The sequence below is a fragment of the Prescottella defluvii genome, from assembly GCF_000738775.1.
Classification (GTDB): Bacteria; Actinomycetota; Actinomycetes; order Mycobacteriales; family Mycobacteriaceae; genus Prescottella; species Prescottella defluvii.
Window position 1 is genome coordinate 1 of sequence record NZ_JPOC01000072.1, and the last position, 26,854, is coordinate 26,854.

Consider the following 26,854-nt stretch of genomic DNA (forward strand, 5'->3'; position numbering starts at 1 on the left):
TCCTGACCGGGTACACCTAGCCGCTCACGGGCGCCTCGCCCAACGTCCGGCGGGTGACGAACCGCCGCGGCATCCCCGACAGCGGATCGGTGAAGTCCAGTTCCCGCGCGAGCAATTGGAGCGGGAGGGCGTGGTTGTCGGGAACCTCGGGCAGCAGGTCGGGATACCAACTGTCGCCGAGGATTCCGATGCCGAGCGCCGACAGATGCACCCGCAACTGGTGCATCCGTCCGGTGTGCGGACGCAGGAGTGTGTGCAGCACCGCACGACCCGACGCGCTCGTGCCGGTGCCGCGCACCTCGACGACGGTCTCGGAGTTGGGTGCACGGGTGTCGTCGACGACGACCCGAAGTTCACCGCGTCGTGCCTCGATGTGATTGCGGTAGACGACGGGTACGGCGTGCCCGGCGAGGGTCGGCGCGCCCGGGTCCCACCCGGGCGGCAGCGCCGACACCGCCTCGTAGACCTTCGTGACCCGTCGCTTCTCGAACAGTGACTGGTAGGCGCCGCGGGTGGCGGAGCGGGCCGAGAACATCACGAGCCCGGCGGTCGCGCGGTCGAGTCGGTGGATCGGCGTCAGGTCGGGGTTGCCGAGGCGGGTCCGCAGCCGGACGAGCGCGGACTCGCGCAGGTAGCGCCCGCCCGGGGTGGTGGGGAGGAAGTGCGGCTTGTCGATCACGACGAGGTCGTCGTCGACGTGCAGGATCTCCTCGTCGAACGGCACCGGTTCCTCCACCGGCAGGTCGCGGTAGTACCAGACGAACCGGTGCGCATCCAGCGCCGTGTCACGACCGACCGGTCGGCCGTCGGCGGCCACGATCTCACCGGCGTCGAACCGCCGGTGCAGGTCGTCGGCATCCATGTGATCGAACCTCGCGACGACGTACTCGGCAATCGTCGCCCACGGCCCCGACGTCGGAACTCGCAGTCGCGTCGGTCCGACGCCGTCCTTGACGGGCAGGGGCGCGGGCATCGGCATGTGCGCCATCATCCCACCGGCTACGGGCTCGGACGTGCCACGGGTCGGGCGGTGACATCGGCGATGATCGCGGCGACCCGGTCCGCCTGGGTTTCCGGCAGGCACGCGTACCCGCAGACCAGGCCGCGGGGACCGTCCGGGCCGGCGAGGAACGACGACAGCGCGGGGACGGTGATGCCGCGGTCACGGAGCGCGGCCGCGACCGCGGTGTCGTCGGTGTCGTCGGGGAGTCGCAGCACCAGGTGCAGTCCCGCCTCGACGCCGACCAGTCGGACATCGGTGCAGTGTCGCCGCAGCGCACCGACCAGGGCCGAACGGCGGGCGGCGTAGGTGCGTGCCGCTCTCGCCAGGTGACGGGTGAGGGCTCCCGATTCGATGAACCGGGCGAACGCGAGTCCGGTGACGGCACAGACTGTTTCGCCGCTGAGCGCGAGCGCCTCGGCGACCGGTTCCCGGAGCCCCCGCGGCGGCAGCAGCCAGGTCAGTCGCAGCGTGGGAGTGAGAATCTTCGACGCGGTGCCGATGTAGGCGACGCAATCACGTCCGCCGTCCAGGCTGCGCAACGCCGGCAGCGCGGACACGTCGTAGCGGAACTCGCCGTCGTAGTCGTCCTCGATGAGCAGTCGTCCCGCCGCGGTCGCCCACGCGACCAGGCGGGCGCGGCGGGGCGCGGGGAGACGTGCACCGAGCGGATACTGGTGCGCGGGGGTGCAGTACACGGCGTCGTCGGAGTCGTGCAGGGTGTCCGGATCGAGGCCGTCGACGTCGACGCGCACGGAACGCGTACGCGCGCCGGACATCTCGAGCACCCGCCGCGCCTCGACGTAGCCCGGTTCCTCGAAGGCGATGTCACGCCCGGGGAGACCGGCCGCCGCGGTGACGGCGCGCAGCGCGGAGGCGACACCCGGCACGATGACCACGTCGTCGGGGTCCGAGACGATGCCCCGGGTTCGACGTAGGTGTCCGGACAGGGCGCGTCGAAGCTCGGCGTGGCCGTCCGGGCCCGACGGGGTGGACGGTATCGGTGCGGCGGCGGCCGCCCGCCACGCGCGACGCCAGTCGGTGGTCGAGATCAGGGAAGTGTCGGGTCGGCCGGGGGTGAGATCCCAGGTCGGCGGGTGCGGTCGTTCCATGCGGGCAGGTGCGGTGGCGCGCGCCGCGGTCGGGACGTGCGGGGCGGCGCCGGCGGAGGCGGCAGCATCGGCGCCGGTCGCGATCCGGGTGCCGGACCCCGGACGGGCGACGACGTAGCCGGCGGCTCCCAGTTCGTCGTACGCGTCGACGACGGAAGCCCTGGCCACGGCGAGTTCCGCGGCGAGTGCCCGGGTCGACGGGAGTGCATCCCCGGGGCTGAGCCGGCCGACTCGGATCTGTTCGACGATCGCCTCCGCGATGCGATGCCGCAGCGGTGCGGCGGTCACCGGCAGCCGCAGGGCGAGTTGCAGGTCGGGGGAGTGGCGGGACACGCCCGCCAGAATAGTGGTCTGGCTGTTCGGTGCAGTTCTGGACCTACTGGACAGTCCGGAAAGCGGCGACGATTCGGTGCATGGATCGGATCAAGAGATACCCAGACCTCGCCAGTGACCTCCGGCGCGACCTGGACGCGGTGCTCGACGCCGCGGCGGTGGGCACCCTCGCGACGGTGGTCGACGGACTGCCGTGGGTGGTACCCATGCTCTATGCGCGCGACGGCGACCGCATCGTGCTGCACGGGTCGACCGGTGCCGGGGCGCTGCGGCAGGTCGCGGCCGGTGCACCTGCCGCGTTCTCCGTGACGATGCTCGACGGAATCGTGGTGGCGGACAGCCTCTTCGACTCCACGGCCAACTACCGGTCCGCGGTGGTGCGGGGGTGCCTCGCCGGACTCCGCGGCGACGACGCGGTGCGCGCGCTGGATCTGATGTCCGATTCGCTGGTTCCCGGTCGCAGCGCGGAGGTGCGGACGCACACCAAGAAGGAACTCGCGGCGACCCTGGCGATGACGCTGACCATCGAGCCCGGATGCTGGACGGTCAAGGTGCGTGACGCGCCGCCGCCGGCGCCGTCGACGGATTCCGGCGGGTGGGCGGGCGTCGTGCCGCTGCGGACGTCGGCCGGCGAGCCGATCCCGGCACCGTGGGTGGCCGAGGACTCCCCGGCACCCGCATCGGTCCGGCGACTCGTGCGGAACGGAGCCCTCTAGTTGTTCACAGCGGGCGGTTGCTGCGGCATCGGCCGAGAGCCGACCGCAGCAACCGCCCGCTGCCGGTCAGACCATCTCGGGCACGTGCAGGTGGGCGATCGCGAGTTCGAACTCGCACACCTCCAGCAGTTCGGCGCCGGACTCGCGGAGAGCCGCGTTCCGGAGGGTCTCGGACCGCTCGCGGCTGGCGTGCATCTGCTCGACGCTGTCGAAGCTCACCGAGGACACCGCGCGCCCGGCCGCGTGATCGGCCATCAGGCTTGCACTGCAGAACCCGTCCATCTCGCCGAGCGCGGGCAACGACGCCAGCTTGTAGACGTCGACGGCGCGCGCCATCGTGCCCGGTTCCACCTTGAACCAGGCCGCGCGGACGCACGCCCCGTGGTGGGACGGGTGGTCCCGGTGCAGGACCTCGATGTCCCATCGCTCGACGTGTGACGTGCCGTGGAAGACCTCGGCGGCCCGATCCCGGAGCTGCCTGACGGGCCCCTCGCTCGCGCGGAGGCTGTCCTCGTCCCTCCACGAACTGGTGGCGATGCAGCGGCCGGAGTCCCGGTCGACCAGCAGCGACAGTCCGGCGCAGCCTTCGATCTCCGCGAGCCCCGGCATGAGGGTGTCGCGGACGTGCTTGATGCCGGCGTCGATGAAGGAGGGATGCGCCTGGATGGTCGTAGAACGTGCGTACACGATCCACCTCTTTCTGCTCGAGGTGGCGCCGCGGGGCGCCACCGGCCCCATTCCTAACCCCACCATCCTCCCGCGCGCGGGGCATGGCAATGGCCCGTCGGCACCGGGTGCGACCCTCGGACGTTCAGCCGGGCAGGACCAGGCCGAAGTCCACCGAGCCGTCGGGGTTGACGTCGTAGATCTCGACACCGTCGGTGACGTTCGCCTGATCGGTTCCCGTCGACACCGAGATCTTGTTGCACGAGTTGCGCATCATGTCGAGCACCAACTCCACCGACTCGGCCGGCGAGAAGTGTTCGTGCACAGCATCGATCGTCTGCGGGTCGAGACGGCCGGGCTGCCAGGTGAGTTCCTCCGCGAGCCCCAGTGCGGCCCGGTGCCGCGGGGACAGCCCGCCCGCTCGGTAGTCGTCGATCTCGGCGTAGACGGCTTCGTCTCCACCCGCCAGCAGTGCGGTGCGGTTGCGCAGTGACTTGCACAGCCGACAGTTGTGCTGGCGGGCCTGGTACAGCCGCACGACCTCGGTGGTGACCGGGTCGAGTTCGCGCAGCCGGGCGACGCCGACCAACGTGCGCTGGATCAGTGGCCACGGCTGGCCCTCGGTGTCCCACTCGGCGGGGACACCCCAGTCCGAGGCATCCCCGTCGAACAGTGCGTCGAGTCCGGCGCGCAGTCGCGGCACCCAGTCGGCCGCGTACAGCGACTGGATGAAGGTGCCGGTCCGGTCACCGAGGTTCGCGGTGAGCGCGGCGCGCATCGTGTCGTCGATCATCGACACGTCGACGCCGAACTGTTCGGCGAACTCGAGCGGAACCCGCGCCGCCTCGCCGCCGTCCGCCGGCACCCCGGACACATCCGGAGCCGGGAGCGGCGGAAGCGACAGCGTCCGCCCACACAGTTCGCGGGTCCGTGCGAAGAGGGAACCGTCGCCGAGAGACGGGACGGCGGCGACAAGGCGGTCGACTGTGGATGCCACCTCGGGAGCGTGGCGTCGTAGAGCCGTGGCTCCGTTGTCGCGTGACCAGTCGTCGTGTCGTGCCATGCCTGCCACCGTCCTCGGATGCGCTCGTCGGTCCCGGTCCATTGAACGCTCTCGTGCGGTAATTCGCTTGCCCGGTCCCGAAATCGCTCTACGGTGGGACTACCAATCATTCGGACGGTGCCGCGGGCGATCCCCGCGCGATCGTTCACGACCGGAGAAGACAGTGACCCCCACCGAGCACGGCCACAACCTGTTGAACTTTGCCAGCCACGTCGAGGAGAGCACCCTCGCTCAGGCGCGGGAAACCGCGTCCATGCCGTTCGTGTACCCGCACGTGGCACTGATGCCGGACGCGCACAGCGGCAAGGGGTCGGCGGTCGGCACGGTGATCCCCACTCGTGGTGCGGTGATCCCGGCGGCGGTCGGTGTCGACATCGGATGCGGAATGATCGCTGCCCGAACCCAGTTCACGGCGGCCGACATCGAGAGCGTGGGCGCGGACGGCCGGACGCTGCACGCACTGCGGTTGCGGCTCGAGAGCGCGATCCCGCTGTCCCCGGGCAACTACAACCTCACGGCATCGCTCGGGGAGTGGTTCGCGGAGCCGAAGATCGCGGAGCTCGAGGAAAGGGCCGCCCGGGACGGCGTCGACCTGTCCCACTCCCCGAAGTGGCGTGAGCAGCTGGGTTCCCTGGGCGGGGGCAACCACTTCATCGAGTTGTGCCTCGACGAGCAGGACCGGGTGTGGATGTTCCTGCACTCCGGGAGCCGGGGCGTGGGCAACAAGATCGCGCAGAAGCACATCGCGATCGCTCAGAAGTTGTGCCGGACATGGCATATCGAGCTGCCGAACCGGGACCTCGCGTACCTGGCGGAGGGTACGCCCGAGTTCTGGAACTACATCCGGGAGCTGCGGTGGGCGCAGCGGTTCGCGCTGCTGAACCGGGCCGAGATGATGGACCGCTTCAGCGCGGTGCTGGGGGACTGGATCGGGCAGCCGGTGGCGGAGGCGGAGCGCATCAACTGTCATCACAACTACACCGAGCAGGAGCAGCACTACGGCGAGAAGGTCTGGCTCACCCGCAAGGGCGCGGTGAACGCACACGAGGGGGTGGACGCCGTCATCCCGGGTTCGATGGGCACCCGCTCGTACGTGGTGCGGGGAAAGGGGGACGCACGGGGACTGTGCTCCGCTCCGCACGGCGCCGGTCGGCAGTTCTCCCGCACGCAGGCCCGGAAGCGGTTCACCGTCGACGACCTGGCCCGGCGGATGGAGGGTATCGAGTACCGGCACGGTGCCGAGTGGGTCGACGAGATCCCCGACGCCTACAAGGACATCGACGTGGTGATGGACGACGCCCGGGATCTCGTGGACATCCGGCACGAACTGCGGCAGGTCCTCAACGTGAAGGGGACGTAGCTGCGCCGAACTGAGCTCGAGCGCAACCCGTCGCCGAAGTCAGCTGAGGTAGAACGAGCTGCCGAAGTCCAGGATGCTTTCGATGACCCGCGGCGGGAACAGCGAGATGAGATTGAGGTTCATTGCAAACCCTTCCAGGGCGGGGCGATTGACTGACTGTTATGCGGCCGAAATATAGCGCAGGGGGATGCGGGACACGCCGGTTTGCGAAAAGAAGGGTGGACGACCGTCCAGGACGTGGGCAGCGTTCGAATTTCCTCCGCGTCGGCGGTGCACAGCGCGACGGGCGGTGTGCCGTCGTACGCTCACCAACGGCGGCTGATCGAGCAGTTCCCGGCGCCGCCACGGTCTACCCCGAAGAGCACGTCTCGACTGTTCGCGACCGGAAGGACTGACTCAGCATGCAGAAGATCACTCCGTGCCTGTGGTTCGACACCGAGGGGGAGGCGGCCGCACAGTTCTACGTCTCGGTGTTCAAGAACTCGAAGATCGTGAACATTTCCCGCTACGGCCCCGGCATGCACCGTCCCGAGGGGCTGGCGCTGACGATCGAATTCGAACTGGACGGGCAGACGTTCACGATCCTCAACGGCGGGCCCGAGTTCACGTTCGACGAAGCGATCTCCTTCCAGGTGAGCTGCGCCGACCAGTCCGAGGTCGACGCGTACTGGACCCAGCTCACGGCCGCCGGCGGGCAGGAGAGCCAGTGCGGGTGGCTCAAGGATCGGTTCGGGGTGTCGTGGCAGATCATTCCCGCCGCCCTGGGCTCGTACATCGGGGGCTCGGATTCCGCGGGCGCGCAGCGGGCCACGCAGGCGATGCTGGGGATGCGCAAACTCGACATCGGGGCCATCCGCGCGGCCTACGAGGGATCCTGACGGGTTTGGCCGGCACCTGACCGGTGCGGTTCGCTGTCCTCATGGGATTCAGCCGCGCCGAACTCGAGTCGTTCCGTGACAGGGAGGTCCCGGACCTGATCGGTCCGGGCTGCCGCCTGCTGTTCGTGGGGATCAATCCGGGGCTGTGGACGGCCGCCACCGGGGCGCACTTCGCGCGTCCGGGCAACCGCTTCTATCCGGCTCTGCTGCGGGCCGGGATCGTCGATCGGTCGATCGATCCCACCGCCGGAATGTCCGCCGCCGACCGGGACCTGCTCGTCCGACGCGGTGTGGGCATCACGAATCTCGTTGCGCGCGCGACGGCCCGGGCCGACGAGCTCACCGCCGAGGAACTGCGCGCGGGTGGGCAGCGGCTGCGCGAGGTGGTGGCGACGGTGCGACCGCGGGTGGTCGCGGTCGCCGGAATCACAGCCTACCGGGCCGCGTTCGGGGTGCGGACTGCACGGAAGGGCCGACAACCCGACGGCCTCGAGGGTGTGGAGCTGTGGGTGGTGCCGAACCCGAGCGGTCTCAACGCCCACGACACCGTCGACACTCTCGCGCACGCGTACCGGGCCGCGGCAGTGGAGGCCGGGGTGGTCGAAGCCTCCGGAACCCCCGTCACGGACTAGCTACTGGGGCGTTGCTTCTCGGTCACCCGAGCATGGTGATCGGTTCACCGCTGCCGACCACGATCTCTCCAATGCACCGAAGAAATCGAAGCTCACTGGTCGCTGTGCCCTTGCTGGTCCTTCTCGCCGGCTGTGCCGACGCCGACGCCGACTCCACTACTGAGGCCGAGGGCCTGTCCGTCACACATCTGTCCACCATGCAGGTTCCCGACGGTCTCGATCCGTTCGACACGACCTTGGGTGGTCTGTCCGGCATCGACTACGACCCCGGCACCGACAGCTACCTCGTGGTGAGCGACGACCGTGCGCAGAACGGTCCGGCCCGTGCGTACACACTCGATCTGGGGCTCGACGGGAACGGAAGGTTCACCGCGTCGGCTCCGGAGTTCATCGGGATCACCCTGCTGACCGACGCGGATGGCCGGCCGTATCCGGAAAAGGGTGTCGACCCGGAATCGATCCGCCGCGTGCCCGGGGCCACCGATGTCGTCTATTCGAGCGAGGGCGACGCCTCCAAGTCCATCGCGCCGTTCGTCCGCATGGCGGTCGCAGACGGCGGAATGTCGAAGGACTTCGGGCTGCCGGAGCACTATCTTCCGGTTGCCGCGCCCGACGGGCAGCAGTCTTCCGGAGTCCGAAACAACCTGGCGTTCGAGGGACTGACCTTTTCTGCGGACGGCTCCAGGCTGCTTGCGCTGACGGAGAGTTCGCTCGTGCAGGACGGAACCATCGCAACACCCGAGAACGGCACGGACTCGCGCGTCCTCGTGTTCGACAGTGCCAGTGGCGATGTGATCGACGAGTTCGTCTACTCGGTGGACCCCATCAGCGGTGACTATCCCGATGTCGTCGACACCACGGGCTGGACGCTGAAGGCGGACCGCGGGGCGACCGAGATCTTGGCTGTCGGCACCGACGAATACCTCGTCATCGAACGCGGAACGGTGCCGGGCAAGGGCGTCGAGGTCCAGGTGTACTGGACGACCACCGCCGGCGCGACATCCGTCGACGGCAAGGCCTCGCTCGACGGGGACGAAACCCCGATGCCGAAGAAACTGTTGTTCGATTTCGCCGACACCGGCGCCAACCCGGACAATGTCGAGGGCATCACCTGGGGTCCGACCCTCGAGGACGGTACCCGCACCCTCGTCCTGGTCGCCGACGACAACTTCAACCCGGAAGGCGGACAGCACACGATGTTCCACGTCCTCGCAGTGCGCTGACGCGACGACGGATCCCGCGTAGTCGCGAATCGGGGCACAGCGCGGGGGCCGGCGGCGCACACTCGGATGATGGCTGAGCCCCTACCGCTTTTCGCCACCGAACCGGCCGCCGCGGTGATACTGGCGTTCGCGTTCGTCACATTGCTGTTCTCCGAGTATCGGATCGGACGAACACATCCCGGTGGATCGTCGCACCGTGACGGATGGACAGGTGTCGCGGTCGGACTCGGCCTGACGATCTCGTACGTCGGTGGTGCCGCGGTGAGCGTGCTGGTATCGACGACGGTGATCACGACGGGCGCCTGGTGGTACTTCTGGCTCGGGCTGCTGGTGGCCGCCGCCGGGCAGGGCCTGCGGCTGCGGGCCGTCCACGAACTCGGACCCGCGTTCACCTTCCAGGTGCAGACCGCGCCGGGACAGTCGGTGATCGACACCGGTCTGTACCGCCGCATCCGGCACCCGTCGTACACGGGAGCGCTGGTGTGCGCGCTGGGATTCACCGTCGCCTACACGAATTGGCTTGCGCCGCTGACCGTCCTTGCGCTCGCCGCCGCGTACGTGGTGCGGATCCCGCACGAGGAGCGGGTGCTGGTCGAAGGACTGGGTGAGCCGTACCGGCGGTACATGCACCGCACGAAGCGGCTGATCCCGTTCGTACTCTGAAACTGACGCGGCGGAGTCGTCGTCGATCACATGGTGAGCACCATGCGATACCGCGCGCGTCCCTCGTCCATGGCGGCATAGGCGTCCGCGGAGTCGGCCAGTGGGCGTTGCTCGATCTGCGCACGCACCCCGGACTGGATCGCGAACTGCATCGTCTCCTCGACGTCCCGGGCGGTGCCGGACGGATGGCCGGTCACACTGACTCCGGGGGTGATCAGCTGCAGCGGACTGATCGGGAGCGGGTCGGGGGTGACACCCACGACGACGAGTTCCCCCTGCGGAACCAGTCCTCCGACGGTATCGGCCATGGCCGTGGAATTCGCGGCCGTTGCGAGCACCACGGACACCCCGCCGAGGGCGCGCAGCGCCTGGGCTACGTCGCCTGCCGTGGAGTCGACGTAGTGGTGGGCGCCGAATCGGCGTGCGTCCTCGGCCTTGCCGGGTCCGCGGGCGATGGCGACCGTCTCGAATCCCATCGCCCGGGCGAACTGGACGCCGAGGTGTCCGAGGCCGCCGACGCCGAGGACCGCGACGCGGTCACCGGGCCGGGCCCGGGTCTTCCGGAGCGCATCGAACGTCGTCACCCCGGCGCAACTCATCGGCGCGGCCTCCGCGAAGGAGAGTTCGTCCGGAATCCGGGCGAGCGCGTTGGCAGGGGCGATCACCGATTCGGCGTAGCCGCCCGGGTACTGCCAGCTCGGCACCTGCATCCTCTCGCAGTGGATGAAGATTCCCTTGCGGCAGGGGACGCATTCGTTGCAGTGGCCGCCGAACCACCCGACGGCGACTCGGTCACCGACCGTGAAGTTCCCGACCCCGGTACCGAGTTCGGCTATCGTTCCGGCGATTTCGTGTCCGGGAGTGAGTGGCCACGACATGTCGGGAAATCCGCCGTTGACGAATCCGTGGTCGGTGCCGCACACACCGCACGCAGCGACCGTGATACGGACGTGTCCGGGCCCGGGTGACGTCGTGTCGACGTCGACCAGGGTCAACGCGTCGCCGGGGGACTGGACGTGCACTGCTCGATGGGTCGACATCGGGTTCCTCGCTCCGGGTGCGGCGATGGGAGATCCGGGTTCCAGTCAAGCCCGTGCGGTGGATCCTGGCAAGAGCGCCCGCCGCACACGGCAAAGACGACGAAAGGCCCGGTGAAGCGAATGCTTCACCGGGCCTTCGGGATTCGGAAACCCTACCGCTCAGCTCACAGGCCGGGGCGCTTGCCGATCGTGAGGGTGACCTCGCCCGTGTGGGCGAAGAAGTCGTTGCCCTTGTCGTCGACGACGATGAACGCGGGGAAGTCCTCGACGTCGATCTTCCAGACTGCTTCCATGCCGAGCTCTTCGTACTCGATGACCTCGACGTGCTTGATGCAGTCCAGTGCCAGCCGGGCCGCGGGGCCGCCGATGGAACCGAGGTAGAAGCCGCCGTGCGTGTCGCATGCGTCGGTGACCTGCTTGGACCGGTTGCCCTTGGCCAGCATGACCATCGAGCCGCCCGCAGCCTGGAACTGCTCGACGTAGCTGTCCATGCGGCCGGCGGTGGTGGGGCCGAACGAGCCGGACGCCATGCCGTCGGGGGTCTTGGCCGGACCGGCGTAGTACACCGGGTGGTCCTTGAGGTACTGCGGCATCTCCTCGCCGGCGTCCAGGCGCTCCTTGATCTTCGCGTGCGCGATGTCGCGCGCGACGACCAGCGGACCGGTCAGCGACAGGCGGGTCTTGACCGGGTGCTTGGACAGCTCGGCCAGGATCTCCGGCATCGGGCGGGTGAGGTCGATCTTGACCGCGGCGCCCTTGCCTGTGCCCGAGATGCCGTCGGTGTCGGCGTCGAGCTGGGTGTCGGTGACCTCGGGCAGGAACTGGCCGGGGTTGAACTCGAGCTGCTCGAGGAAGATGCCCTCGGGGGTGATCTTGGCCTTCGCCTGACGGTCCGCGGAGCAGGAGACGGCGATCGCGACGGGCAGCGACGCGCCGTGGCGGGGGAGCCGGACGACGCGGACGTCGTGGCAGAAGTACTTGCCGCCGAACTGCGCGCCGATGCCGATCTTCTGAGTGAGCTCGAAGACCTTCTTCTCGAGCTCGTGATCGCGGAAGCCGCGGCCGGTGATCGCGCCCTCGGTCGGCAGCTCGTCCAGGTAGTGCGCGGACGCGTACTTGGCCGTCTTGAGCGCGAACTCCGCGGAGGTGCCGCCGACGACGATCGCGAGGTGGTACGGCGGGCAGGCCGCGGTGCCGAGCGAACGGATCTTGGCCTCGAGGAACTGCATCATCGAGTCCGGGTTCAGGATCGCCTTGGTCTCCTGGTACAGGTACGACTTGTTCGCCGACCCGCCGCCCTTGGCCATGAACAGGAACTTGTAGGAGTTCTCGTGGCCCTTCGTAGTGTCGGCGTACAGCTCGATCTGCGCGGGCAGGTTGTTGCCGGTGTTCTTCTCGTCCCACATCGTGATGGGGGCGTTCTGCGAGTACCGGAGGTTCAGCTTGGTGAACGCGTCGTACACGCCGCGCGCGATCGACTCCTCGTCGTCGCCCGGCGTGAGTACCTGCTGGCCGCGCTTGCCCATGACGATCGCGGTGCCGGTGTCCTGGCACATCGGCAGCACGCCGGCCGCGGCGATGTTCGCGTTCTTGAGCAGATCGAGGGCCACGAACTTGTCGTTGTTCGACGCCTCGGGATCGTCGAGGATACTCGCGACCTGCTTCAGGTGGTCGGTGCGCAGGTAGTGCGAGATGTCGTGCAGTGCCGTCTCGGTGAGGAGGCGCATGGCCTCGGGCTCGACCTGCAGGAAGGTGCGGCCGTCCGGTCCTTCGACGGTGGACACCCCCTCGGTGGTGAGCAGCCGGTACTCGGTGGGGTCTTCACCGATCGGCAGCAGGTCCTCGTAGAGGAATTCGGCCATCATCTCTCCTGAACACGGGGGTGCGAAGTTCGACGTTCAGGCTAGCTGCGCGGCGTGAACGTCCCGAATCGGGGCGTCGGCTGCGCGCATATCATCGAGGTGTGCCGAACATTGTGTGTTCGAGGTCACTCGCGGTGGGCCTCCGGGTTTCCGTACCCTTGAATAGGTAACAACCAGATAACGAGCCGTGGCGCGTTTTCTCGTGACGAGCCGCGGGGGTTGGGGGCAACACCGCACATGACTGTCGAAACTGTGGGCGTGGGCCACTCCATGAAGCCCGGCCCCGGACACGCGGCCGGACTGCATCGCATCCGAGCAGTACACGCGTGGCTCGATGTGGCCGTCGTCGTCGCGGTGCTCGTCTCGACCAATCTCATCGCGCACTTCACCACCCCGTGGGCGAGCATCGCGACCGTTCCGATCTCCGCGGTGATCCTCGTAGCGTTGACCCGTCGGCGCGGCCTGGGCTGGGCGGAACTCGGACTCTCGCCCCGGCAATGGCGCAAGGGAACGCTGTACGCGCTCGCGTCCGTCGGGCTGGTGCTCGCCGTCGTCGGGATCGGGATCGCGTTGCCCTTCACTCGGCAGTTCTTCATGGCCGACCGCTACGCCACCATTTCCGGCGCCCTCATCGCATCGATGATCGTGATCCCGCTCCAGACGGTCATCCCGGAGGAACTCGCGTTCCGCGGTGTGCTTCAGGGGACCTTGTCCCGGGTCTCCGGCGTCCGCGGTGTCTTCGCGGCCGGTTCACTCATGTTCGGCCTGTGGCACATCGCGTCGTCGCTCGGGCTGACCACCAACAATCGCGGCCTCACCGGAATCCTCGGCAGCGGCGTCGTCGGCCAGATCCTCGGCATCGCCGGCGCGGTCGCCGCGACCGCCGCCGCCGGCTTCGTCTTCACGTGGCTGCGCCGCCGCAGCGGAAGCCTGCTTGCGCCCATCGCGCTGCACTGGTCCCTCAACGGCATCGGCGCGCTGGCTGCGGCACTCGTCTGGCACGCTTCGCTGGCCTGACCCGACTGTCCTCGACCGGCCCGCTCCGCATTGTGCGGGGCGGGCCGGCCTCGTTTCAAAACAAATTTGCCGACAGTCTGGACTGTTTGTAAGTTCCTCGCTACGGTCGACATGTGACTCAGGGCACAGCATCCACATCCCGCACGCAGGCCGAGCGCAGTGCGGCGACGCGCGGAAAGCTCCTCGACGCGACTATCGATCTGTTGGTCGAGGTCGGCTACGCCGGCACCAGCAGCCAGGCCGTGAGCAAGCGGGCCGGGGTGTCGCGCGGCGCGCAACTGCACCAGTTCCCCACGAAGGAGTCGCTGGTCGTGGCCGCGGTCGGCCACCTGGTGGACAAGCGCATGGCCGAGCTTCTCCGCGCGCGTCCCGACCCCGAGCGCGGTCTCGAGACGCTCTGCGATGCGTTCACCGGACCACTCTTCTACGCGGCCCTCGAACTCTGGGTCGCGGCCCGCACCGATCCGGCGCTGCACGAGGCGATGATTCCGCTGGAACGCAAGGTGGGTGACGCCCTGCGCCTGGGATTCGCCGAGATCGTGGGCGATCGTATGAGCCCGGACGCGGTCGACCTGAGTATCGAGATCGCCCGGGGCCTGGCGGTCTCCGCCCTGTTTCGCACCCCCGAAGCCGATCGGCAGTTGCGCGATCGCCTGCTGCCCGTCTGGAAAGCGATGGTGACCGAGTGAAATCCGGACAGATGTCCCTGCCGCCTCACGTCCACACGCTGGTCGTCGGCGCGGGGTTCGGCGGTATCGGGCTGGCGGCCACGCTCCTGAGGGAGGACCCGGCCGCGGATCTGCTGGTCATCGAACGCGCCGACGACGTCGGCGGAACCTGGCGGGACAACACCTACCCGGGCTGTGCGTGCGACGTGCCCAGCGCCCTGTATTCCTACTCGTTCGCCCCGGATCCGGACTGGCGGTACGCCTACGGCAAGCAGCGCGAGATCCACACCTACCTGCGTCGCGTCGCGGACGAGACCGGCGTGACGAACCGGACGGTGACGGGATGCGAACTGATCGAGGCGCAGTGGGACGCCGCAGCCCGGCAGTGGCGCGTGCGCACCGGACGGGGAAACCTCACCGCGACCGTACTGATTGCCGCCACGGGTGCACTGTCGGCGCCGAAGCTTCCGGAGGTGTCGGGGGTGGATTCCTTCACCGGCGCCGCGTTCCACTCCGCGACGTGGGACCACGGGTACGACCTGACCGGTAAACGGGTCGCGGTGATCGGCACGGGAGCGTCGGCCATCCAGTTCGTTCCGGAGATCGTCGATCAGGTCGAGCACCTGACGCTGTTCCAGCGGACGGCGTCGTGGGTGCTTCCCAAGCACGATCGGCTCGTCTCACGGTTCGAACGCGCGCTGTTCCGCGCGTTGCCGGTCACCCAGAAGCTGGTGCGGGGTGCGGTGTACGCGCAGAAGGAGGGCTACGTCGTCGGTATGGCGCACCAACTCTGGTTGCTGCGGCTGTTTCAGCGGCGCGCGGAGGCCTACCTGCGGGGGCAGGTGCCCGACGACGAATTGCGGGCCGCGCTGACCCCGACGTTCACCATCACGTGTAAGCGGATCCTGCTCTCGAACGACTGGTTACGGACGCTGACCCGCCGCGACGTCACGGTGGTCGCGTCGGGGCTGACCGCGGTCACTGAGACCGGTGTCGTCGACGATGCGGGCAACGAGTATCCGGTCGACGCAATCATTTTCGCCACCGGGTTCACTCCGACCGAGCCGCCGGTGGCGCGACACATTCGCGGCGCGGACGGTCGTACCCTGGCCGAGCACTGGACGGGAAGCCCGTCGGCGCATCTCGGCACCACCGTGCACGGGTTCCCGAATCTGTTCCTCATGTACGGCCCTAACACCAACCTCGGCCACAGTTCGATCGTGTACATGCTCGAGTCGCAGGCCGTGTACATCGCGGACGCCTTGCGCGTGATGCGAGCCGAGGGAGCTGCGACCGTCGAGGTCACCGACGATGCGCAGCGGCGCTACAACGACGGACTGGATCCGCAACTCGCCCGCACGGTCTGGAACGCCGGCGGATGCGACAGTTGGTACCTCGACAGCAGCGGGCGCAATTCGGTGATGTGGCCGACCTTCACGTGGCGTTTCCGGAGACGGACGAGGCGGTTTGATCACGAGAACTACCGGCTCACGGCGGCAGACGAAGGCAGCCGAGACACCGCTGGTGCGGAGGCTCGCGCATGACGCACTACGACGTCGTGGTCATCGGATCTGGCTTCGGGGGCAGTGTCGCCGCGCTGCGTCTGACCGAGAAGGGCTATCGAGTCGGGGTCCTCGAGGCGGGTCGGCGCTTCGCCGACGACGAACTGCCGAAGACGTCGTGGCGGCTGCGAAAGTACCTGTGGGCGCCGTGGATCGGTTGCTACGGCGTCCAGCGCATGCACCTGCTTCCGGACGTACTGGTGATGGCCGGCGCCGGCGTGGGCGGTGGTTCACTCAACTACGCCAACACGCTCTACCAGCCGCCGGCCCCGTTCTACCGGGACCCGCAGTGGGGGCACATCACCGACTGGGAAACCGAACTCGGACCGTACTACGAGCAGGCGAAGCGGATGCTCGGCGTGCGGACGAACCCGACTGTGACGCCGGCCGACGAGGTGATGCGGGCGGTGGCCGACGATCTGGGGGTGGGCGAGACGTTCACCTCGACGCCTGTGGGTGTGTTCTTCGGCGAACCGGGCGCGCGAGTCCCGGACCCGTACTTCGGCGGGGTCGGCCCCGAACGCACCGGCTGCACCGAGTGCGGCAGTTGCATGACCGGATGCCGCGTCGGCGCCAAGAACACTCTCGTCAAGAACTATCTGCACCTCGCCGAACACGCCGGGGCGGCGATCCACCCGATGACGACGGTCGAGGAGGTGCGGCCTCGAATGAACGGCGGCTACACGATCACGGCACGCAGCACCGATCGGATACGCAAGCGCCGAACGACATTCACCGCGGACCAGGTGGTGGTCGCGGCGGGGACCTACGGGACCGGACGCCTCCTGCTGTCGATGCGGGAGACGGGTGCGCTGCCACGCCTGTCGTCACGGTTGGGCGCCGTGGTGCGGACCAACTCCGAGGCCGTGCTGGCCGCGGCGGCGCGGGATCGGTCGGTCGACTTCACCCGCGGTGTCGCGATCACGTCGTCGTTCCACCCGGACGACCACACCCACATCGAGCCGGTCCGGTACGGCAAGGGCAGCAACGCGATCGGCCTGCTCCAGGCGCTCCTCACCGACGGCGGCGGCCGGGTCCCTCGCCCTCTGAAGGCGGCCGGCGTCGCGCTGCGGAACCCGGGCGCTTTCCTGCGAACGCTGTCGGTGCGGCACTGGTCCGAGCGGACGGTCATCGCGCTGGTGATGCAGACCGACGACAACTCGCTCGAGCTCACCAGCCGGAAGGGGCTGTTCGGCCGCCGCCGACTCACCAGTCGGCCGGGACCGGGAACGCCGCCGCCCGAATGGATACCTATCGGGCACAAAGTGATTCGCAAGGTAGCCGAACGTATCGGAGGCGATGCCGGTGGTTCGATCCTGGATCTGGTGAATATCCCGATGACCGCACATTTCCTCGGCGGCTGCACCATCGGTGACAGTCCTGCAACCGGCGTGGTCGATCCGTACCTGCGGGCGTACGGGCACGACGGGCTTCACGTCGTGGATGGCTCGGTCGTCAGCGCCAACCTCGGGGTCAATCCGTCGTTGACGATCACTGCCCAGGCCGAGCGTGCGATGGCGTTGTGGCCCAACAGGGGAGAGGCCGACCCTCGGCCCGGGCTCGGGTCCCCGTATGCGGCGGTGGATCCGGTGGCTCCGACGTATCCCACCGTTCCCGCCGACGCGCCGGGAGCGTTGCGTCTGCCGATCTTTACGGCGGGCCGATCGACGGCCGTGCCGGCCGACACGACAGAAGGGGACGCCCGTGTGGAGCGTGCGTGAGAGCGAGCATGTCCGGGAGGACTGGCCGACGAGTCCGCCGCCGCCGTGGCCGGCGACGGTCCGCGCAACGCTGTGGTGGCACCGCGCCGCGCCCGCAGCGTCGGCATTCGGCCCGGGCGGGCGGGTGCTCCCGGTGACACTCGCGATGATGGTCGACTATCTGGATTCACCTGTCGGTCCGTATCGGGAAATCCTTGCCAGCCCTGTCCTCCGGGCGCCGTCGCGGCTCGTCGGTGCCCTGCCCGCAATGGCGGTTCCCTTCATCGCGGTGGATTCGGCTCCGTCGGTGCACGGCGGGCGCGAACACTGGTCCCTGCCGAAGGTGCTCGCGGACTTCGAGGGGGACGTGACGGGAACCGGCGCGGCGGTCGGTGACGGGTGGCGTGTGGAGACGACGGCACACCCGTTCGGTCCGCGGCTACCGATCGTGGGCGCGCTCGGCTTTGCGCAGCCCCTGCCCGACGGCGGCCTGGGAATTGCCCGAGCATGGCTGCGGGGGAGGTTCCGGCTGGCACGCGTGACGGTGGGTGCCACGGGACCCACCCTGGGAGAATGGATGCTGCCGGGAGTGCATCCGGGCATCGTCATCGAATCCGGCGCCATGAGAACGGGGCCGGCGCGTCTCGCACGGCGGTGACGTCTGCGTCAGGGCGCCTCGACCACTCCGGCGAGCTCTCCATGCACGTGAGACTCTCATGCTCGGGCGGCCTGACACGTTCCCAGGCGCGATCATTGACAACAGCCACTCTGCACTGCAGAGTGACGGCATGGCCGGACAAGGAGCGGACTACTGCCCGATCCCGTCGGTTCTCGCGACGGCGGATGCTGCCCGGGTCGGAAGGCTGCGCCTCCGGGTCGAGTCGACGAATCTGTTGATCCTGGGCGCCGCTGCGGCGGTGATCGGGCTGGGGCGGATGTTCGGCGGTGACACCTCGTCGTCCCTCGTGCCGGGGCTGACGATTCCGGTCGCCGTCGTCTTGCTGGCGGTGGTGATGTCCCGCCGGAGCAGCCGGATCGGCTCGAGGGGCAGGCGGATCGGGTACACGGCCGCGGCCGTGGTGTCGGTCGTCGCGATCCCGTGGATCCTCTTCGCCGCGTCTGTCATCGGGGTTCTGCCCCTGCTCGCTGCGGGATTCGTCGTGTTCGGGTGGCGGGAGCGCTGCCGACGCCTGTGGGTGACCGCGGCGGTGGGAGCGATGCTCGGGCTGATCACTGCCCCGGAGCCGGTCCGGTTGATGTTGCCCCTCCACATGATCGGAGATCCCACAGCTGCAGGTGTTGTGACGGCCTCGTTCGGGGTGATCGCGCTGGCGCTCGGAGTTCTCAGCTATCTCGCCGAGTCGGAGGAGCTGGCGCGGGTTGGATAGCGCTCAACGTCGTGTCGTGGGACTCGACGACATCGTTCACCAGAAGACACGACTCGCGATCCTGTCGATGCTCGGCGAATCCGACGAAGTCAGTTTCGTGTTCCTGCGCGACGGACTCGGTCTCACCGACGGAAACCTCGGCCGGCACCTCGACGTCCTGATCGGGGCGGGATGCATCGAGGTGCACCGTGAGTACACCGGTCGGCGGACCCGTTCGTGGATCCGGATCACCGACCTCGGCGTCGACAAGCTGCGGGACGAGGTCGAGGTGCTTCGCGCGCTGCTCCAGATCCTGGACGGTCGCTGAGGTGCGTGGCGCCCAGCGTCAGCGTGTTCCGGCCCTCGCGGGACGTCGGGTGGGCTCGGCCTGCGTCGTCGGTTCGGTGGTTCGGCGGAGTCTGTGGTCGAGCAGGTGTGCCGACCCGACCAGCAGGCCGACGACGGCTCCCCACAGCGCCGAGATCAACAGGCCGAGCAGCAGCGCGATGACGTAGGTGCCGATGCCCTGGTGGGTTTCGAAGCTGAGGAACACGATCCGCACCAGATTTCCGGCAGCGACGCCGAGCACGGTGGCGAGCAGACCGGCGAGGAACGGCCGGCGGACCTCCCGCCGCAGTCGCGCCCAGACCACCGCGATCATTGCCAGCGCGGCGAGGGTGTCGACCGTCCAGAACGTCCACGTGGTGTCGCCGAGCGGGAACAGACGCAACGGCGGGATGCCGAACGGTAACCCGATCGCGCTGGGAATCAACAACTCCGGATTGAACGTGAGGACTCGGCCGGTGATCGTCCACGCGCCGAACAGGATCGAGACGAGCACGAGGGTGATGGTTGCCGGCCACGGGCCCGCCGCGATGCGTGCGACCAGTGGCCTCACCGAAAACGCCCCGTTCTGGACAGACATGGCGCAACATTAGCTCAGGAAGCAGGACGATCGTCCAGGTTTGCTGGGAAAGTGAGTGGTGGAGCTGTGGGGCGTGTGAAGTTGCTGTCCGTGGCGGCGGTCGGGGCGCTCGTTCTCGTCGGGGGGATCGGCGCCGTATTGAGAGCCGACCCGGCGCCGTCGACGGCCTACATCACCGACGACGCTGGTCGCGCGTTGGTTCTCAACGGGTTCAACACCGCGTCGAGCGCCAAGAGCACCCCGGACGGGATGCCGCGGTTCACCGAGGCGGACCTCGACCGCGAGCACACCGACATGGGCACCAACTTCGTGCGGTTCCTCATCTCGTGGCGGTCGGTGGAACCCGAACCCGGCGTCTACAGCCAGGAGTACCTGGACCGCGTCGCCGATCGGGTCGGCTGGTACGCCGACCGCGGTTACAGCGTCATGCTCGACATGCACCAGGACCTGTACTCGAGTGCCATCACGCCGGGTGGCATGGACGGCAACGGCGCTCCCGGCTGGGCGACCTATCTAGACGGACTCCCGGTCGGGGACAACGACATGTGGGAGATGTACTACCTCGAGCCGGGCGTGATGCGGGCGTTCGACAACTTCTGGAACACCACCGGCGACCATCCGGAACTGACCGAGCACTACGCGAACGCGTGGCGCGCGGTGGCCGAACGGTTCGCCGACAACCCCGCGGTGATCGCGTACGACCTCATGAACGAGCCGTACGGCGGCACCTTGCAGGGACCGGCGTTCGAGGCCGGACCGTTGACCGCGCTGTACCAGAAGACGTCCGACGCGATCCGAACCGTCGACCAGGACACGTGGGTGTGCGTCGCGCCGCAGGCGATGGGCACCAACTGGGGCAGCCCCAGTGGGTTGCGTCCCATCGACGACGCCCGCGACGGTGAGCAGCGGATCGCCTACTGTCCGCACATCTATCCGCTGCCGATGGATCTCGGCGGTGGATACACCGGTAGTTCCCGGACCCAGGTCGACGCGACGATCGACGCGTGGCGTGGCAACGCGCTGCGGACAGCAGCCGACCTCGGGGACGTGCCGATCATCCTCGGGGAGTTCGGCCTCGACACCACGCTGCCGGGCGCACTGGACTACGTGGAGCGGATCTACGACACCGCCCGTGAGATGGGTGCGGGCGTCTCCTACTGGTCCCGCGACCCCGGCCCGTGGGGCCCGTACGACGAGGACGGCGCCGAGCGGAACCTCGTTGCCACGCTGGACAAGCCGTACCCGCGCGCGATCGCCGGCGATCCGACGTCGTGGACGGCCGACGCGGACCGCCTCGAGTTCACGTATGTGCCGAACCTGTCGATCACCGCGCCCACCGAGATCTACGTCCCCGCCCGGACCTTCCCGAACGGCGCGGACGTCCTGGGCGGGCGCGTGGAGAACTGGAACCCGGACACCCGGATCCTGACGCTGCGCGCCCCGGACACCCGGCAGCCGGTGACCGTGACGCTGACGCCCCGTCCGTGACGATCGGGGCATCAGCGCGGCAGGTCAGCCCCTGGCGGCGCTGATCCCGGCCCGACGGCCGAAGAAGCTGCCGTCGCCGAGCGACGTGCCGGAGGCGTAGCCCCACGCGCAGACGCCCGCGGTGCAGCGTCCGGCGGCGAACAGACCCGGAATGGGATTGCCGGACACGTGCAGCACCTCGGACGCGGTGTTGGTGCGCAGGCCGCCGAGCGTGAATCCGGCGGTGAAATTGCGCAGGTCGAGTGCCGCGATCGGCGATCCGATCGGCTTCACCCACTCCGGCTTCTTGCCGAGGACCGGATCCTGCCCGGTCTCGGCGTGCTTGTTGTACACCTCGACCGTGGCCTGCAGGGTGCCCTCGGGCAGCCCCATCTCGGACTCGAGTTCCTCGACCGTCTCCGCGACCCACTTGGGCTGGAACCGGAAGAACGGGGTGGACGACGGCGTCGTCTTCGCTTCCTCGTAGGCGTCCTCGTCGATGATCAGGAACGCCTGATTGTCGTTCTGCAGCAACGTGAGCTGCCCGATCCGGCCCGGGTAGGTGTCCTCGTTGACGTACCGCTGTCCGCGGCCGTTGACGAGGATGCCCCGCACCATCATCTGCGGGTCACCGAAGAACGCGACCTCCGTGGCGTCCATGTGTGCCAGATCGGCGCCGAGGGCCTGCGCCATGCGGATCGAGCGGCCGTCGTGCTCCTCGATCGCGGCGCCCGGCCGTCCGATCAGTCGCGGTGCGAACGCCTCGACCATGTCCTTGTTGTAGGCAAAGCTGCCGGTCGCCAGCACGACGCCCTTCCGGGCACGGACCACGACGTCCTTGCCGTACTGCTTGGCCTGCACCCCCACGACACGGCCGGTGGTGTCGGTGATCAGGGTCTGCACGCGCATGTCGTACTGCGCCTGCACGCCCAGCTTCTCGGCGGTCTCGACGAGCGGCTTCATGAGCATGTAGCCGCCGCCCTTCTCGCCGACCTTCTTGTCCGCCATCTGCGGGACGTGCCCGCGCGGGGCAGGGGTGGCGATCGCGTTGAACGGTGCCGCGTTCTCGCCGCCGGAGTACATGAGGCCGTCGTCGAAGGGTGTCTCCCAGCCGGGCTGGCCGTAGAAGCTCTCCTTGAACGGGACCCCGCACTCGACCAGCCAGTTGTAGTGGTCGACGCTGCCCTCGCAGTAGTCGGTGATCTTGGCTTCGTCGGCGCCGGGTCCGAGCGCGGCCATCATGAAGGTCTTCATGTTCTCGGGGGTGTCGTCGAACCCGAGCGCCTTCTGCAGCGGAGTGCCGCCGCCCATGTAGATGAATCCACCGGCCAGCGAGGCCGCGCCGCCCCAACCGCCGGCGCGTTCGAGGACCAGGACCTCCGCCCCGGCGCGGGCGGCCTCGACGGCGGCGCTGACGCCGGCGATGCCGTAGCCGGCGATCACGACGTCGGCCTCGTAGTCCCAGGTCTCGACGCTCTCGGCGGGCAGGGGGTGAACGGGGGTCGCCCCGGACATCGGCTCAGACATGGAGGTGGATCCTTTCGACATGCAACGGGTAGAACGTGTTCTATAAATCAGTATCCGCGCGTCGAGCGACCGCCGTGACCGAATCGCCGGACTACCGGCCCTGCTGCCGCTCCGCGGCCCGCGCCGCCTTCCGCCGATCGGCCTTGACGGAGATCAGCGCGTTGTTCAGTCCGGTGCCCAGCGGCCAGCCCACGTAGTGGCACAGGAAGATCGCAGCCTCCTCCACCTGCTGTTCGGTGAGTTCCTCGTTGCCGAGTGCGGCGTTGATCTGGATCTTCGCGACGTCTGTCTGGCCCTGCGCCGCGATCGCACCGAGCAGCAGCAGGCGCCGGTCGCGCACGCTCAGGCCTGGACGGGTCCAGATGTCGGCGAACAGGTGGTCGGCGGTGACGGCGAAGAAGTCACCGGGCACGTCCGCGGGCATCTCCCAGCCGTACACCTCGTTCATCATCGAGACCCCACGTCGGCGCCTCTCGGAGGTGGCGGCGTCGCCGTTGTCGTGCGTCATGCGTTTTCCTTCCGGTGGGCCGACTGATCGGCGAGGGTTCCGGTGCCGACACCGAGGCCGGGACCGAGATCGGTGAGCGCGCGGGAGGCGAGGGGGAGATCGACGGCGAACCGGTCGCCCAGAGCGAGTGCCAGCGTGAGATCCTTCTCCCCGAGATTGCGGACATGGGTGAGGATCGAGTGCCAGCGGTCGGCGTCGGCGACGGGGGACGTCGTGTCGCGCAGCATGATCGCGCCCGCCCCGCCGGTGATCGCGTCGGTGTGCCGCACCACCTTGCCGAGCGCGCGGATGTCGATCCCCGCGGCCTCGGCGAGGCGCCCGGCCTCGCAGGCCGCTGTGAACGACACGAAGTGAAGCAGGTTGCGTGCCAGCTTCATCCGGGTTCCGGCGCCGACGGGACCGGCATGGATCACGAGTTCGGCGAAGTGCCCGAACGGTTCGCGCACCGCCTCGAAGGCCGCGTCGTTGCCCCCGACCATGACCGCCAGACGTCCCTGCTTCGCGCCGGGCGCGCCGCCGCTGACCGGAGCATCCACCAGTTCGACGCCCTCGGCGCGGCACAGTTCGGCGAGTTCGACGGCGGTGACGTCACTGATCGTCGAGTGCACCGCGATCACCGTGCCGGGCCGGGCCGTGGACAGGAGGCCGTCCGGACCGGTGACGACGTCGCGGACCTGGGCGTCGTCGAGGACGGTCACCGAGATCACCGACGCGCGGTCCGCGACCTCGGCCGGGGTCGCGACCGCCGTGGCTCCCGACTCCACGAACGGTGCGACGGCCTCGGGGCGGGCGTCGCAGACGACCAGCGTGCCAGGACGTTCGAGCAGCCTCGTGGCCATCGGCGCGCCCATGTTGCCCAGGCCGATGTACCCGACGTCGGGGGCCTGTTCGCTCACGACCGGATCACCTGCCCGCCGTCGACGTTGAAGATCTGGCCGGTGACCCAGCTCGCCTCGTCGGACAGCAGGAACAGGCACATGCCTACCAGGTCGTCCGGGGTTCCCATGCGTTGCAGTGGAATCCGTTTGACCATGTCCGCGACGATGTTGCCGGGGGTTACCGTGCGGGTGGCCTCGGTATCGATCGGACCCGGGGCGATCGCATTGATCCGGATGCTCGACCAGCCCAGTTCGAACGCCAGCTGCTGCGTGAGGCCGTTGATACCGACCTTCGCCAGCCCGTAGAAGTTGGAGTACACCCAGGCGGCGGTGGACGACTGGTTGACGATCGATCCGCCGCTCTCGCGCATGTGCGGGACCACGGCCCGGCACACGTTGAGTGCGCCGTCCATGTTCACGCTCATGAACTTCTTGTAGTAGTCCCAGGGCACCGTGAGCAGCGAGTCGAGTTTCATCCCGCCGTAGATCGCGGCGTTGTTCACCAGGTGGTCGATCCGGCCGAAGCGCTCGATCGTGAACGACGCCAGTTCCAGCGCCGAATCCGGCTCGGCCACATCGACTTCCTTGAACACCGCCGACCCGCCGTCGGAGACGATCTGCTTCGTCACGGTCTCGCCGAGTTCACTGTTCAGGTCCGCGACCACCACGTCGGCGCCCTCGGTGGCCAGGGCGCGGGCATACGCCTCACCGATGCCCTGCGCGGCGCCGGTGACGATGGCGGTGCGTCCGTCGAAACGTCCCATCTGCTTGTCTCCTGTCATCGAATTCGGCTAGGCGGTAGCGGGTTCCGCGACGAGCTTGGTCTCCAGGTACTCCTCGAACCCGGCGACGCCCATCTCCCGGCCGATGCCGGACTGCTTGTAGCCGCCGAACGGGGCGTCGGCGGCGTACCAGACCCCACCGTTGACCGCGAGGGTTCCGGTCCGGATGCCGTCGACCACGTGCCGGACGCGGTCGGGATCGCTGCCCCACACGGACCCGGACAGCCCGTAGGGGGAGTCGTTCGCGATGCGGATCGCGTCGTCGTCTCCGTCGTGGGGGAGGACCACCAGGACCGGTCCGAAGATCTCCTCCTGTGCGACCCGCGAGGAGTTGTCCAGCCCGGAGATCAGGGTGGGTTCGACGAAGAAACCGTGCTCGTGCTCGGCCGGGCGGCCACCGCCCACGACGATCGTCCCGCCCTCCTCGACCGCCAGCTTCAGATAGTCCTCGACGCGGGACCGCTGCCGGGCGGAAATCAGTGGTCCGCAGACGGTTCCGGGATCGTTCGGGTTGCCGGGGCGGATCCGCGCCATGGTGCGGGCGGTGGCGGTGACGGCCTCGTCGTAGCGCTCGCGCGGCACCAGCAGGCGCGTGGTGATCGCGCAGCCCTGACCAGCGTGGGTGCAGACGGTGAATGCGGCGATCGCGCAGCCGGCGGCCAGGTCGGCGTCGTCGAGGATCACGAAGGCCGACTTGCCGCCGAGCTCGAGGAACACCTTCTTCAGCGACTCGGCGGCGGTTGCCATGACGGACTTGCCGGTCGCGGTCGAGCCGGTGAACGAGACCAGGTCGACGCGCGGATCCTCGGCGAGCTGGGCGCCCAGTCGATGGTCGGTCGAGGTGACGATGTTGATCACACCGGCCGGGATGTCGGTCTCCTCGGCGATGACCTTCCCCACCAGTGCCGCGCACCACGGGGTGTCGGGTGCAGGCTTGAGGACGACGGTGTTGCCCGCCGCGAGCGCGGGGCCGATCTTCGCGAAGTTGATCTGGTGTGGGAAGTTCCACGGGGTGATCGCTCCGACGACGCCGACGGCCTCCTTGAGGACTGTGCGTCGGGTCTTGATCCCCATCGGTGATGCGACGCCGAGATCGGTTTCCCACGTGTACGACTCGGCCAGATCGGCGAAGTAGCCGAGGTCGGCGATCGGACCCTCGAGTTGGGGGCCGGCGGTGAGCATCGCGGGTGCGCCGACCTCGGCGATGGTGATCTCGCGCAGTTCCTCGATGTGCGACCGCAGAGCGTCGCGCAGTTGGCGCAGGCAGTGAGCGCGGAAGCCGTGGTCGCGCGACCACGTCGTGCCGTCGAACGCTCGTCGTGCCGCGGCGACGGCCGCGTCCATGTCGGCCGCCGTGGCGTCGGCGGCATACCCCAGGACCTCCTCGGTCGCGGGATCGATCACCTCGAACACGCCCCCCGAGCCGGGCGCGAGCTTGCCGTCGATCAGAAGCGCGGAACTGTCGGTCGGGCGAAGCGTCATCTCGTGGCCTCTCCAAGTGTGTTCGGAATCCGACTGGACATGTGTCTGGACCGTAGTCCGCAACCGTAGTATTGTCCAGACACGTGTCCAGTGAAGTGCACTTCGAATCGACACGCCGACGCCTCAGCGAGCGGCAGGCCGACACTGTCGACCGCCTCACCGCATCGGCGGTCGCGGTGCTGCACGACGAGGGCTTCGCGGGGCTGACCGTCCGCGCGGTGGCGTCGACGGCGGGCGTGGCGCCGGCTACCGCCTACACCTACTTCTCGTCGAAGGAACACCTTGTGGCAGAAGTGTTCTGGCGCCGGTTGGCGGCTGTCCCCGATCCGGATCCGGTGGTGGTCGGCCGCGACGAGCGGGTGGTTGGGGGGGGGCGTGCGCCGTCTCCGGGCCGACGAACCCGCGCTGGCCGGCGCGGCCAGT

26 protein-coding genes and 1 pseudogene are annotated in these 26,854 nt (G+C 68.7%); 15 read left to right on the plus strand and 12 right to left on the minus strand.

Annotated features, from left to right (window positions below; genetic code table 11):
- Positions 1 to 16 precede the first annotated feature (16 nt).
- Entirely contained in the window at positions 17 to 988 is a 972-nt protein-coding gene (locus IJ15_RS0122130; protein WP_231569632.1) for a pseudouridine synthase, read from the minus strand.
- An 11-nt stretch (positions 989 to 999) separates the two neighbouring features.
- On the minus strand, positions 1,000 to 2,445 hold the full coding sequence (gene pdxR, locus IJ15_RS0122135; protein ID WP_031940520.1) for a MocR-like pyridoxine biosynthesis transcription factor PdxR: 1,446 nt from the start codon (positions 2,443 to 2,445) through the stop codon (positions 1,000 to 1,002).
- Between the two features lie 80 nt (positions 2,446 to 2,525).
- On the opposite strand from pdxR, the gene IJ15_RS0122140 reads away from it, so the two are divergent.
- Positions 2,526 to 3,161: a pyridoxamine 5'-phosphate oxidase family protein gene (locus IJ15_RS0122140; RefSeq protein WP_031940521.1), complete on the plus strand. Its 636-nt coding sequence runs from the start codon at positions 2,526 to 2,528 to the stop codon at positions 3,159 to 3,161.
- Positions 3,162 to 3,227: 66 nt separating this feature from the next.
- Here the strand turns inward: IJ15_RS0122140 and IJ15_RS0122145 are convergent, their stop codons facing one another.
- Positions 3,228 to 3,848 (minus strand): hypothetical protein, encoded by a 621-nt coding sequence (locus tag IJ15_RS0122145; protein ID WP_031940522.1) that lies wholly within the window; start codon positions 3,846 to 3,848, stop codon positions 3,228 to 3,230.
- A 124-nt stretch (positions 3,849 to 3,972) separates the two neighbouring features.
- Entirely contained in the window at positions 3,973 to 4,824 is an 852-nt protein-coding gene (locus IJ15_RS0122150; protein WP_031940523.1) for a carboxymuconolactone decarboxylase family protein, read from the minus strand.
- 229 nt (positions 4,825 to 5,053) lie between these two features.
- Between IJ15_RS0122150 and IJ15_RS0122155 the strand changes: the two genes are divergently transcribed.
- The 5 genes from IJ15_RS0122155 (at position 5,054) to IJ15_RS0122180 (ending at position 9,646) form a co-directional block, all read left to right on the plus strand.
- Positions 5,054 to 6,250 carry an RtcB family protein gene (locus IJ15_RS0122155; protein WP_031940524.1) on the plus strand — a complete coding sequence of 399 codons (1,197 nt, stop codon included), beginning with the start codon at positions 5,054 to 5,056 and terminating at the stop codon, positions 6,248 to 6,250.
- A 401-nt stretch (positions 6,251 to 6,651) separates the two neighbouring features.
- Positions 6,652 to 7,128, plus strand: coding sequence for a VOC family protein (locus IJ15_RS0122165; RefSeq protein ID WP_031940525.1), 477 nt, complete (start codon positions 6,652 to 6,654; stop codon positions 7,126 to 7,128).
- A gap of 41 nt (positions 7,129 to 7,169) precedes the next feature.
- Complete coding sequence (locus IJ15_RS0122170; protein WP_031940526.1) at positions 7,170 to 7,760, plus strand: mismatch-specific DNA-glycosylase; 591 nt, start codon at positions 7,170 to 7,172, stop codon at positions 7,758 to 7,760.
- A 104-nt stretch (positions 7,761 to 7,864) separates the two neighbouring features.
- Complete coding sequence (locus IJ15_RS0122175) at positions 7,865 to 8,983, plus strand: esterase-like activity of phytase family protein (RefSeq protein ID WP_051919477.1); 1,119 nt, start codon at positions 7,865 to 7,867, stop codon at positions 8,981 to 8,983.
- A 69-nt stretch (positions 8,984 to 9,052) separates the two neighbouring features.
- The gene (locus IJ15_RS0122180) at positions 9,053 to 9,646 is read left to right on the plus strand and encodes a methyltransferase family protein (protein ID WP_031940528.1); all 594 of its coding nucleotides are present in this window, start codon (positions 9,053 to 9,055) and stop codon (positions 9,644 to 9,646) included.
- A gap of 26 nt (positions 9,647 to 9,672) precedes the next feature.
- Here the strand turns inward: IJ15_RS0122180 and IJ15_RS0122185 are convergent, their stop codons facing one another.
- A complete protein-coding gene (locus tag IJ15_RS0122185) occupies positions 9,673 to 10,686 on the minus strand; it encodes an alcohol dehydrogenase catalytic domain-containing protein (protein ID WP_031940529.1) in 1,014 nt (337 codons plus the stop codon).
- 164 nt (positions 10,687 to 10,850) lie between these two features.
- The gene (locus tag IJ15_RS0122190) at positions 10,851 to 12,548 is read right to left on the minus strand and encodes a fumarate hydratase (protein WP_031940530.1); all 1,698 of its coding nucleotides are present in this window, start codon (positions 12,546 to 12,548) and stop codon (positions 10,851 to 10,853) included.
- Between the two features lie 270 nt (positions 12,549 to 12,818).
- Between IJ15_RS0122190 and IJ15_RS0122195 the strand changes: the two genes are divergently transcribed.
- From IJ15_RS0122195 to IJ15_RS0122225, 7 genes are all read left to right on the plus strand, one after another.
- Positions 12,819 to 13,565: a CPBP family intramembrane glutamic endopeptidase gene (locus IJ15_RS0122195; protein ID WP_031940531.1), complete on the plus strand. Its 747-nt coding sequence runs from the start codon at positions 12,819 to 12,821 to the stop codon at positions 13,563 to 13,565.
- Positions 13,566 to 13,678: 113 nt separating this feature from the next.
- Positions 13,679 to 14,254 (plus strand): TetR/AcrR family transcriptional regulator, encoded by a 576-nt coding sequence (locus IJ15_RS0122200; protein ID WP_031940532.1) that lies wholly within the window; start codon positions 13,679 to 13,681, stop codon positions 14,252 to 14,254.
- 11 nt (positions 14,255 to 14,265) lie between these two features.
- The gene (locus IJ15_RS0122205; protein ID WP_031940533.1) at positions 14,266 to 15,777 is read left to right on the plus strand and encodes a flavin-containing monooxygenase; all 1,512 of its coding nucleotides are present in this window, start codon (positions 14,266 to 14,268) and stop codon (positions 15,775 to 15,777) included.
- Positions 15,774 to 17,516: a GMC oxidoreductase gene (locus tag IJ15_RS0122210; protein ID WP_051919480.1), complete on the plus strand. Its 1,743-nt coding sequence runs from the start codon at positions 15,774 to 15,776 to the stop codon at positions 17,514 to 17,516. Before IJ15_RS0122205 ends, IJ15_RS0122210 begins: the two co-directional genes overlap by 4 nt.
- The gene (locus IJ15_RS0122215) at positions 17,500 to 18,153 is read left to right on the plus strand and encodes a hypothetical protein (RefSeq protein WP_156112196.1); all 654 of its coding nucleotides are present in this window, start codon (positions 17,500 to 17,502) and stop codon (positions 18,151 to 18,153) included. Before IJ15_RS0122210 ends, IJ15_RS0122215 begins: the two co-directional genes overlap by 17 nt.
- A gap of 130 nt (positions 18,154 to 18,283) precedes the next feature.
- A complete protein-coding gene (locus tag IJ15_RS0122220) occupies positions 18,284 to 18,883 on the plus strand; it encodes a hypothetical protein (protein WP_031940536.1) in 600 nt (199 codons plus the stop codon).
- 16 nt (positions 18,884 to 18,899) lie between these two features.
- A complete protein-coding gene (locus IJ15_RS0122225; protein ID WP_197059891.1) occupies positions 18,900 to 19,190 on the plus strand; it encodes a transcriptional regulator in 291 nt (96 codons plus the stop codon).
- An 18-nt stretch (positions 19,191 to 19,208) separates the two neighbouring features.
- On the opposite strand, the gene IJ15_RS0122230 is transcribed toward IJ15_RS0122225, so the two are convergent.
- The gene (locus IJ15_RS0122230) at positions 19,209 to 19,787 is read right to left on the minus strand and encodes a hypothetical protein (protein WP_031940538.1); all 579 of its coding nucleotides are present in this window, start codon (positions 19,785 to 19,787) and stop codon (positions 19,209 to 19,211) included.
- Between the two features lie 75 nt (positions 19,788 to 19,862).
- Here IJ15_RS0122230 and IJ15_RS0122235 point away from each other — a divergent pair, with 75 nt between their 5' ends.
- Positions 19,863 to 21,275 carry a cellulase family glycosylhydrolase gene (locus tag IJ15_RS0122235; RefSeq protein WP_231569633.1) on the plus strand — a complete coding sequence of 471 codons (1,413 nt, stop codon included), beginning with the start codon at positions 19,863 to 19,865 and terminating at the stop codon, positions 21,273 to 21,275.
- Between the two features lie 24 nt (positions 21,276 to 21,299).
- Here the strand turns inward: IJ15_RS0122235 and IJ15_RS0122240 are convergent, their stop codons facing one another.
- The 5 genes from IJ15_RS0122240 to IJ15_RS0122260 form a co-directional block, all read right to left on the minus strand.
- Positions 21,300 to 22,769, minus strand: a complete 1,470-nt coding sequence (locus IJ15_RS0122240) for an FAD-dependent oxidoreductase (protein ID WP_031940540.1) — start codon at positions 22,767 to 22,769, stop codon at positions 21,300 to 21,302.
- 103 nt (positions 22,770 to 22,872) lie between these two features.
- Positions 22,873 to 23,289: a carboxymuconolactone decarboxylase family protein gene (locus IJ15_RS0122245; RefSeq protein WP_031940541.1), complete on the minus strand. Its 417-nt coding sequence runs from the start codon at positions 23,287 to 23,289 to the stop codon at positions 22,873 to 22,875.
- Positions 23,286 to 24,185, minus strand: a complete 900-nt coding sequence (locus tag IJ15_RS0122250) for an NAD(P)-dependent oxidoreductase (protein ID WP_031940542.1) — start codon at positions 24,183 to 24,185, stop codon at positions 23,286 to 23,288. Before IJ15_RS0122250 ends, IJ15_RS0122245 begins: the two co-directional genes overlap by 4 nt.
- Positions 24,182 to 24,931, minus strand: a complete 750-nt coding sequence (locus IJ15_RS0122255; protein ID WP_031940543.1) for an SDR family oxidoreductase — start codon at positions 24,929 to 24,931, stop codon at positions 24,182 to 24,184. The genes IJ15_RS0122250 and IJ15_RS0122255 overlap by 4 nt, the downstream gene beginning before the upstream one ends.
- Positions 24,932 to 24,958: 27 nt before the next feature.
- Positions 24,959 to 26,431, minus strand: a complete 1,473-nt coding sequence (locus tag IJ15_RS0122260) for an aldehyde dehydrogenase (protein WP_031940544.1) — start codon at positions 26,429 to 26,431, stop codon at positions 24,959 to 24,961.
- 95 nt (positions 26,432 to 26,526) lie between these two features.
- Here IJ15_RS0122260 and IJ15_RS24960 point away from each other — a divergent pair.
- Positions 26,527 to 26,854: pseudogene (locus tag IJ15_RS24960) on the plus strand (helix-turn-helix domain-containing protein); the annotation flags it as partial.

Bases quoted from the DNA above. Each gene is read 5' to 3' on its own strand.
- IJ15_RS0122195 (WP_031940531.1), top strand. From the start codon at position 12,819: ATGAAGCCCGGCCCCGGACACGCGGCCGGACTGCATCGCATCCGAGCA.
- IJ15_RS0122165 (WP_031940525.1), top strand. From the start codon at position 6,652: ATGCAGAAGATCACTCCGTGCCTGTGGTTCGACACCGAGGGGGAGGCG.
- IJ15_RS0122185 (WP_031940529.1), bottom strand. From the start codon at position 10,686: ATGTCGACCCATCGAGCAGTGCACGTCCAGTCCCCCGGCGACGCGTTG.
- IJ15_RS0122220 (WP_031940536.1), top strand. From the start codon at position 18,284: ATGGCCGGACAAGGAGCGGACTACTGCCCGATCCCGTCGGTTCTCGCG.
- IJ15_RS0122240 (WP_031940540.1), bottom strand. From the start codon at position 22,769: ATGTCCGGGGCGACCCCCGTTCACCCCCTGCCCGCCGAGAGCGTCGAG.
- IJ15_RS0122130 (WP_231569632.1), bottom strand. From the start codon at position 988: ATGGCGCACATGCCGATGCCCGCGCCCCTGCCCGTCAAGGACGGCGTC.
- IJ15_RS0122260 (WP_031940544.1), bottom strand. From the start codon at position 26,431: ATGACGCTTCGCCCGACCGACAGTTCCGCGCTTCTGATCGACGGCAAG.
- IJ15_RS0122230 (WP_031940538.1), bottom strand. From the start codon at position 19,787: ATGTCTGTCCAGAACGGGGCGTTTTCGGTGAGGCCACTGGTCGCACGC.
- IJ15_RS0122190 (WP_031940530.1), bottom strand. From the start codon at position 12,548: ATGGCCGAATTCCTCTACGAGGACCTGCTGCCGATCGGTGAAGACCCC.
- IJ15_RS0122170 (WP_031940526.1), top strand. From the start codon at position 7,170: ATGGGATTCAGCCGCGCCGAACTCGAGTCGTTCCGTGACAGGGAGGTC.
- IJ15_RS0122255 (WP_031940543.1), bottom strand. From the start codon at position 24,931: ATGGGACGTTTCGACGGACGCACCGCCATCGTCACCGGCGCCGCGCAG.
- IJ15_RS0122205 (WP_031940533.1), top strand. From the start codon at position 14,266: ATGTCCCTGCCGCCTCACGTCCACACGCTGGTCGTCGGCGCGGGGTTC.
- IJ15_RS0122245 (WP_031940541.1), bottom strand. From the start codon at position 23,289: ATGACGCACGACAACGGCGACGCCGCCACCTCCGAGAGGCGCCGACGT.
- IJ15_RS0122210 (WP_051919480.1), top strand. From the start codon at position 15,774: ATGACGCACTACGACGTCGTGGTCATCGGATCTGGCTTCGGGGGCAGT.
- IJ15_RS0122140 (WP_031940521.1), top strand. From the start codon at position 2,526: ATGGATCGGATCAAGAGATACCCAGACCTCGCCAGTGACCTCCGGCGC.
- IJ15_RS0122180 (WP_031940528.1), top strand. From the start codon at position 9,053: ATGGCTGAGCCCCTACCGCTTTTCGCCACCGAACCGGCCGCCGCGGTG.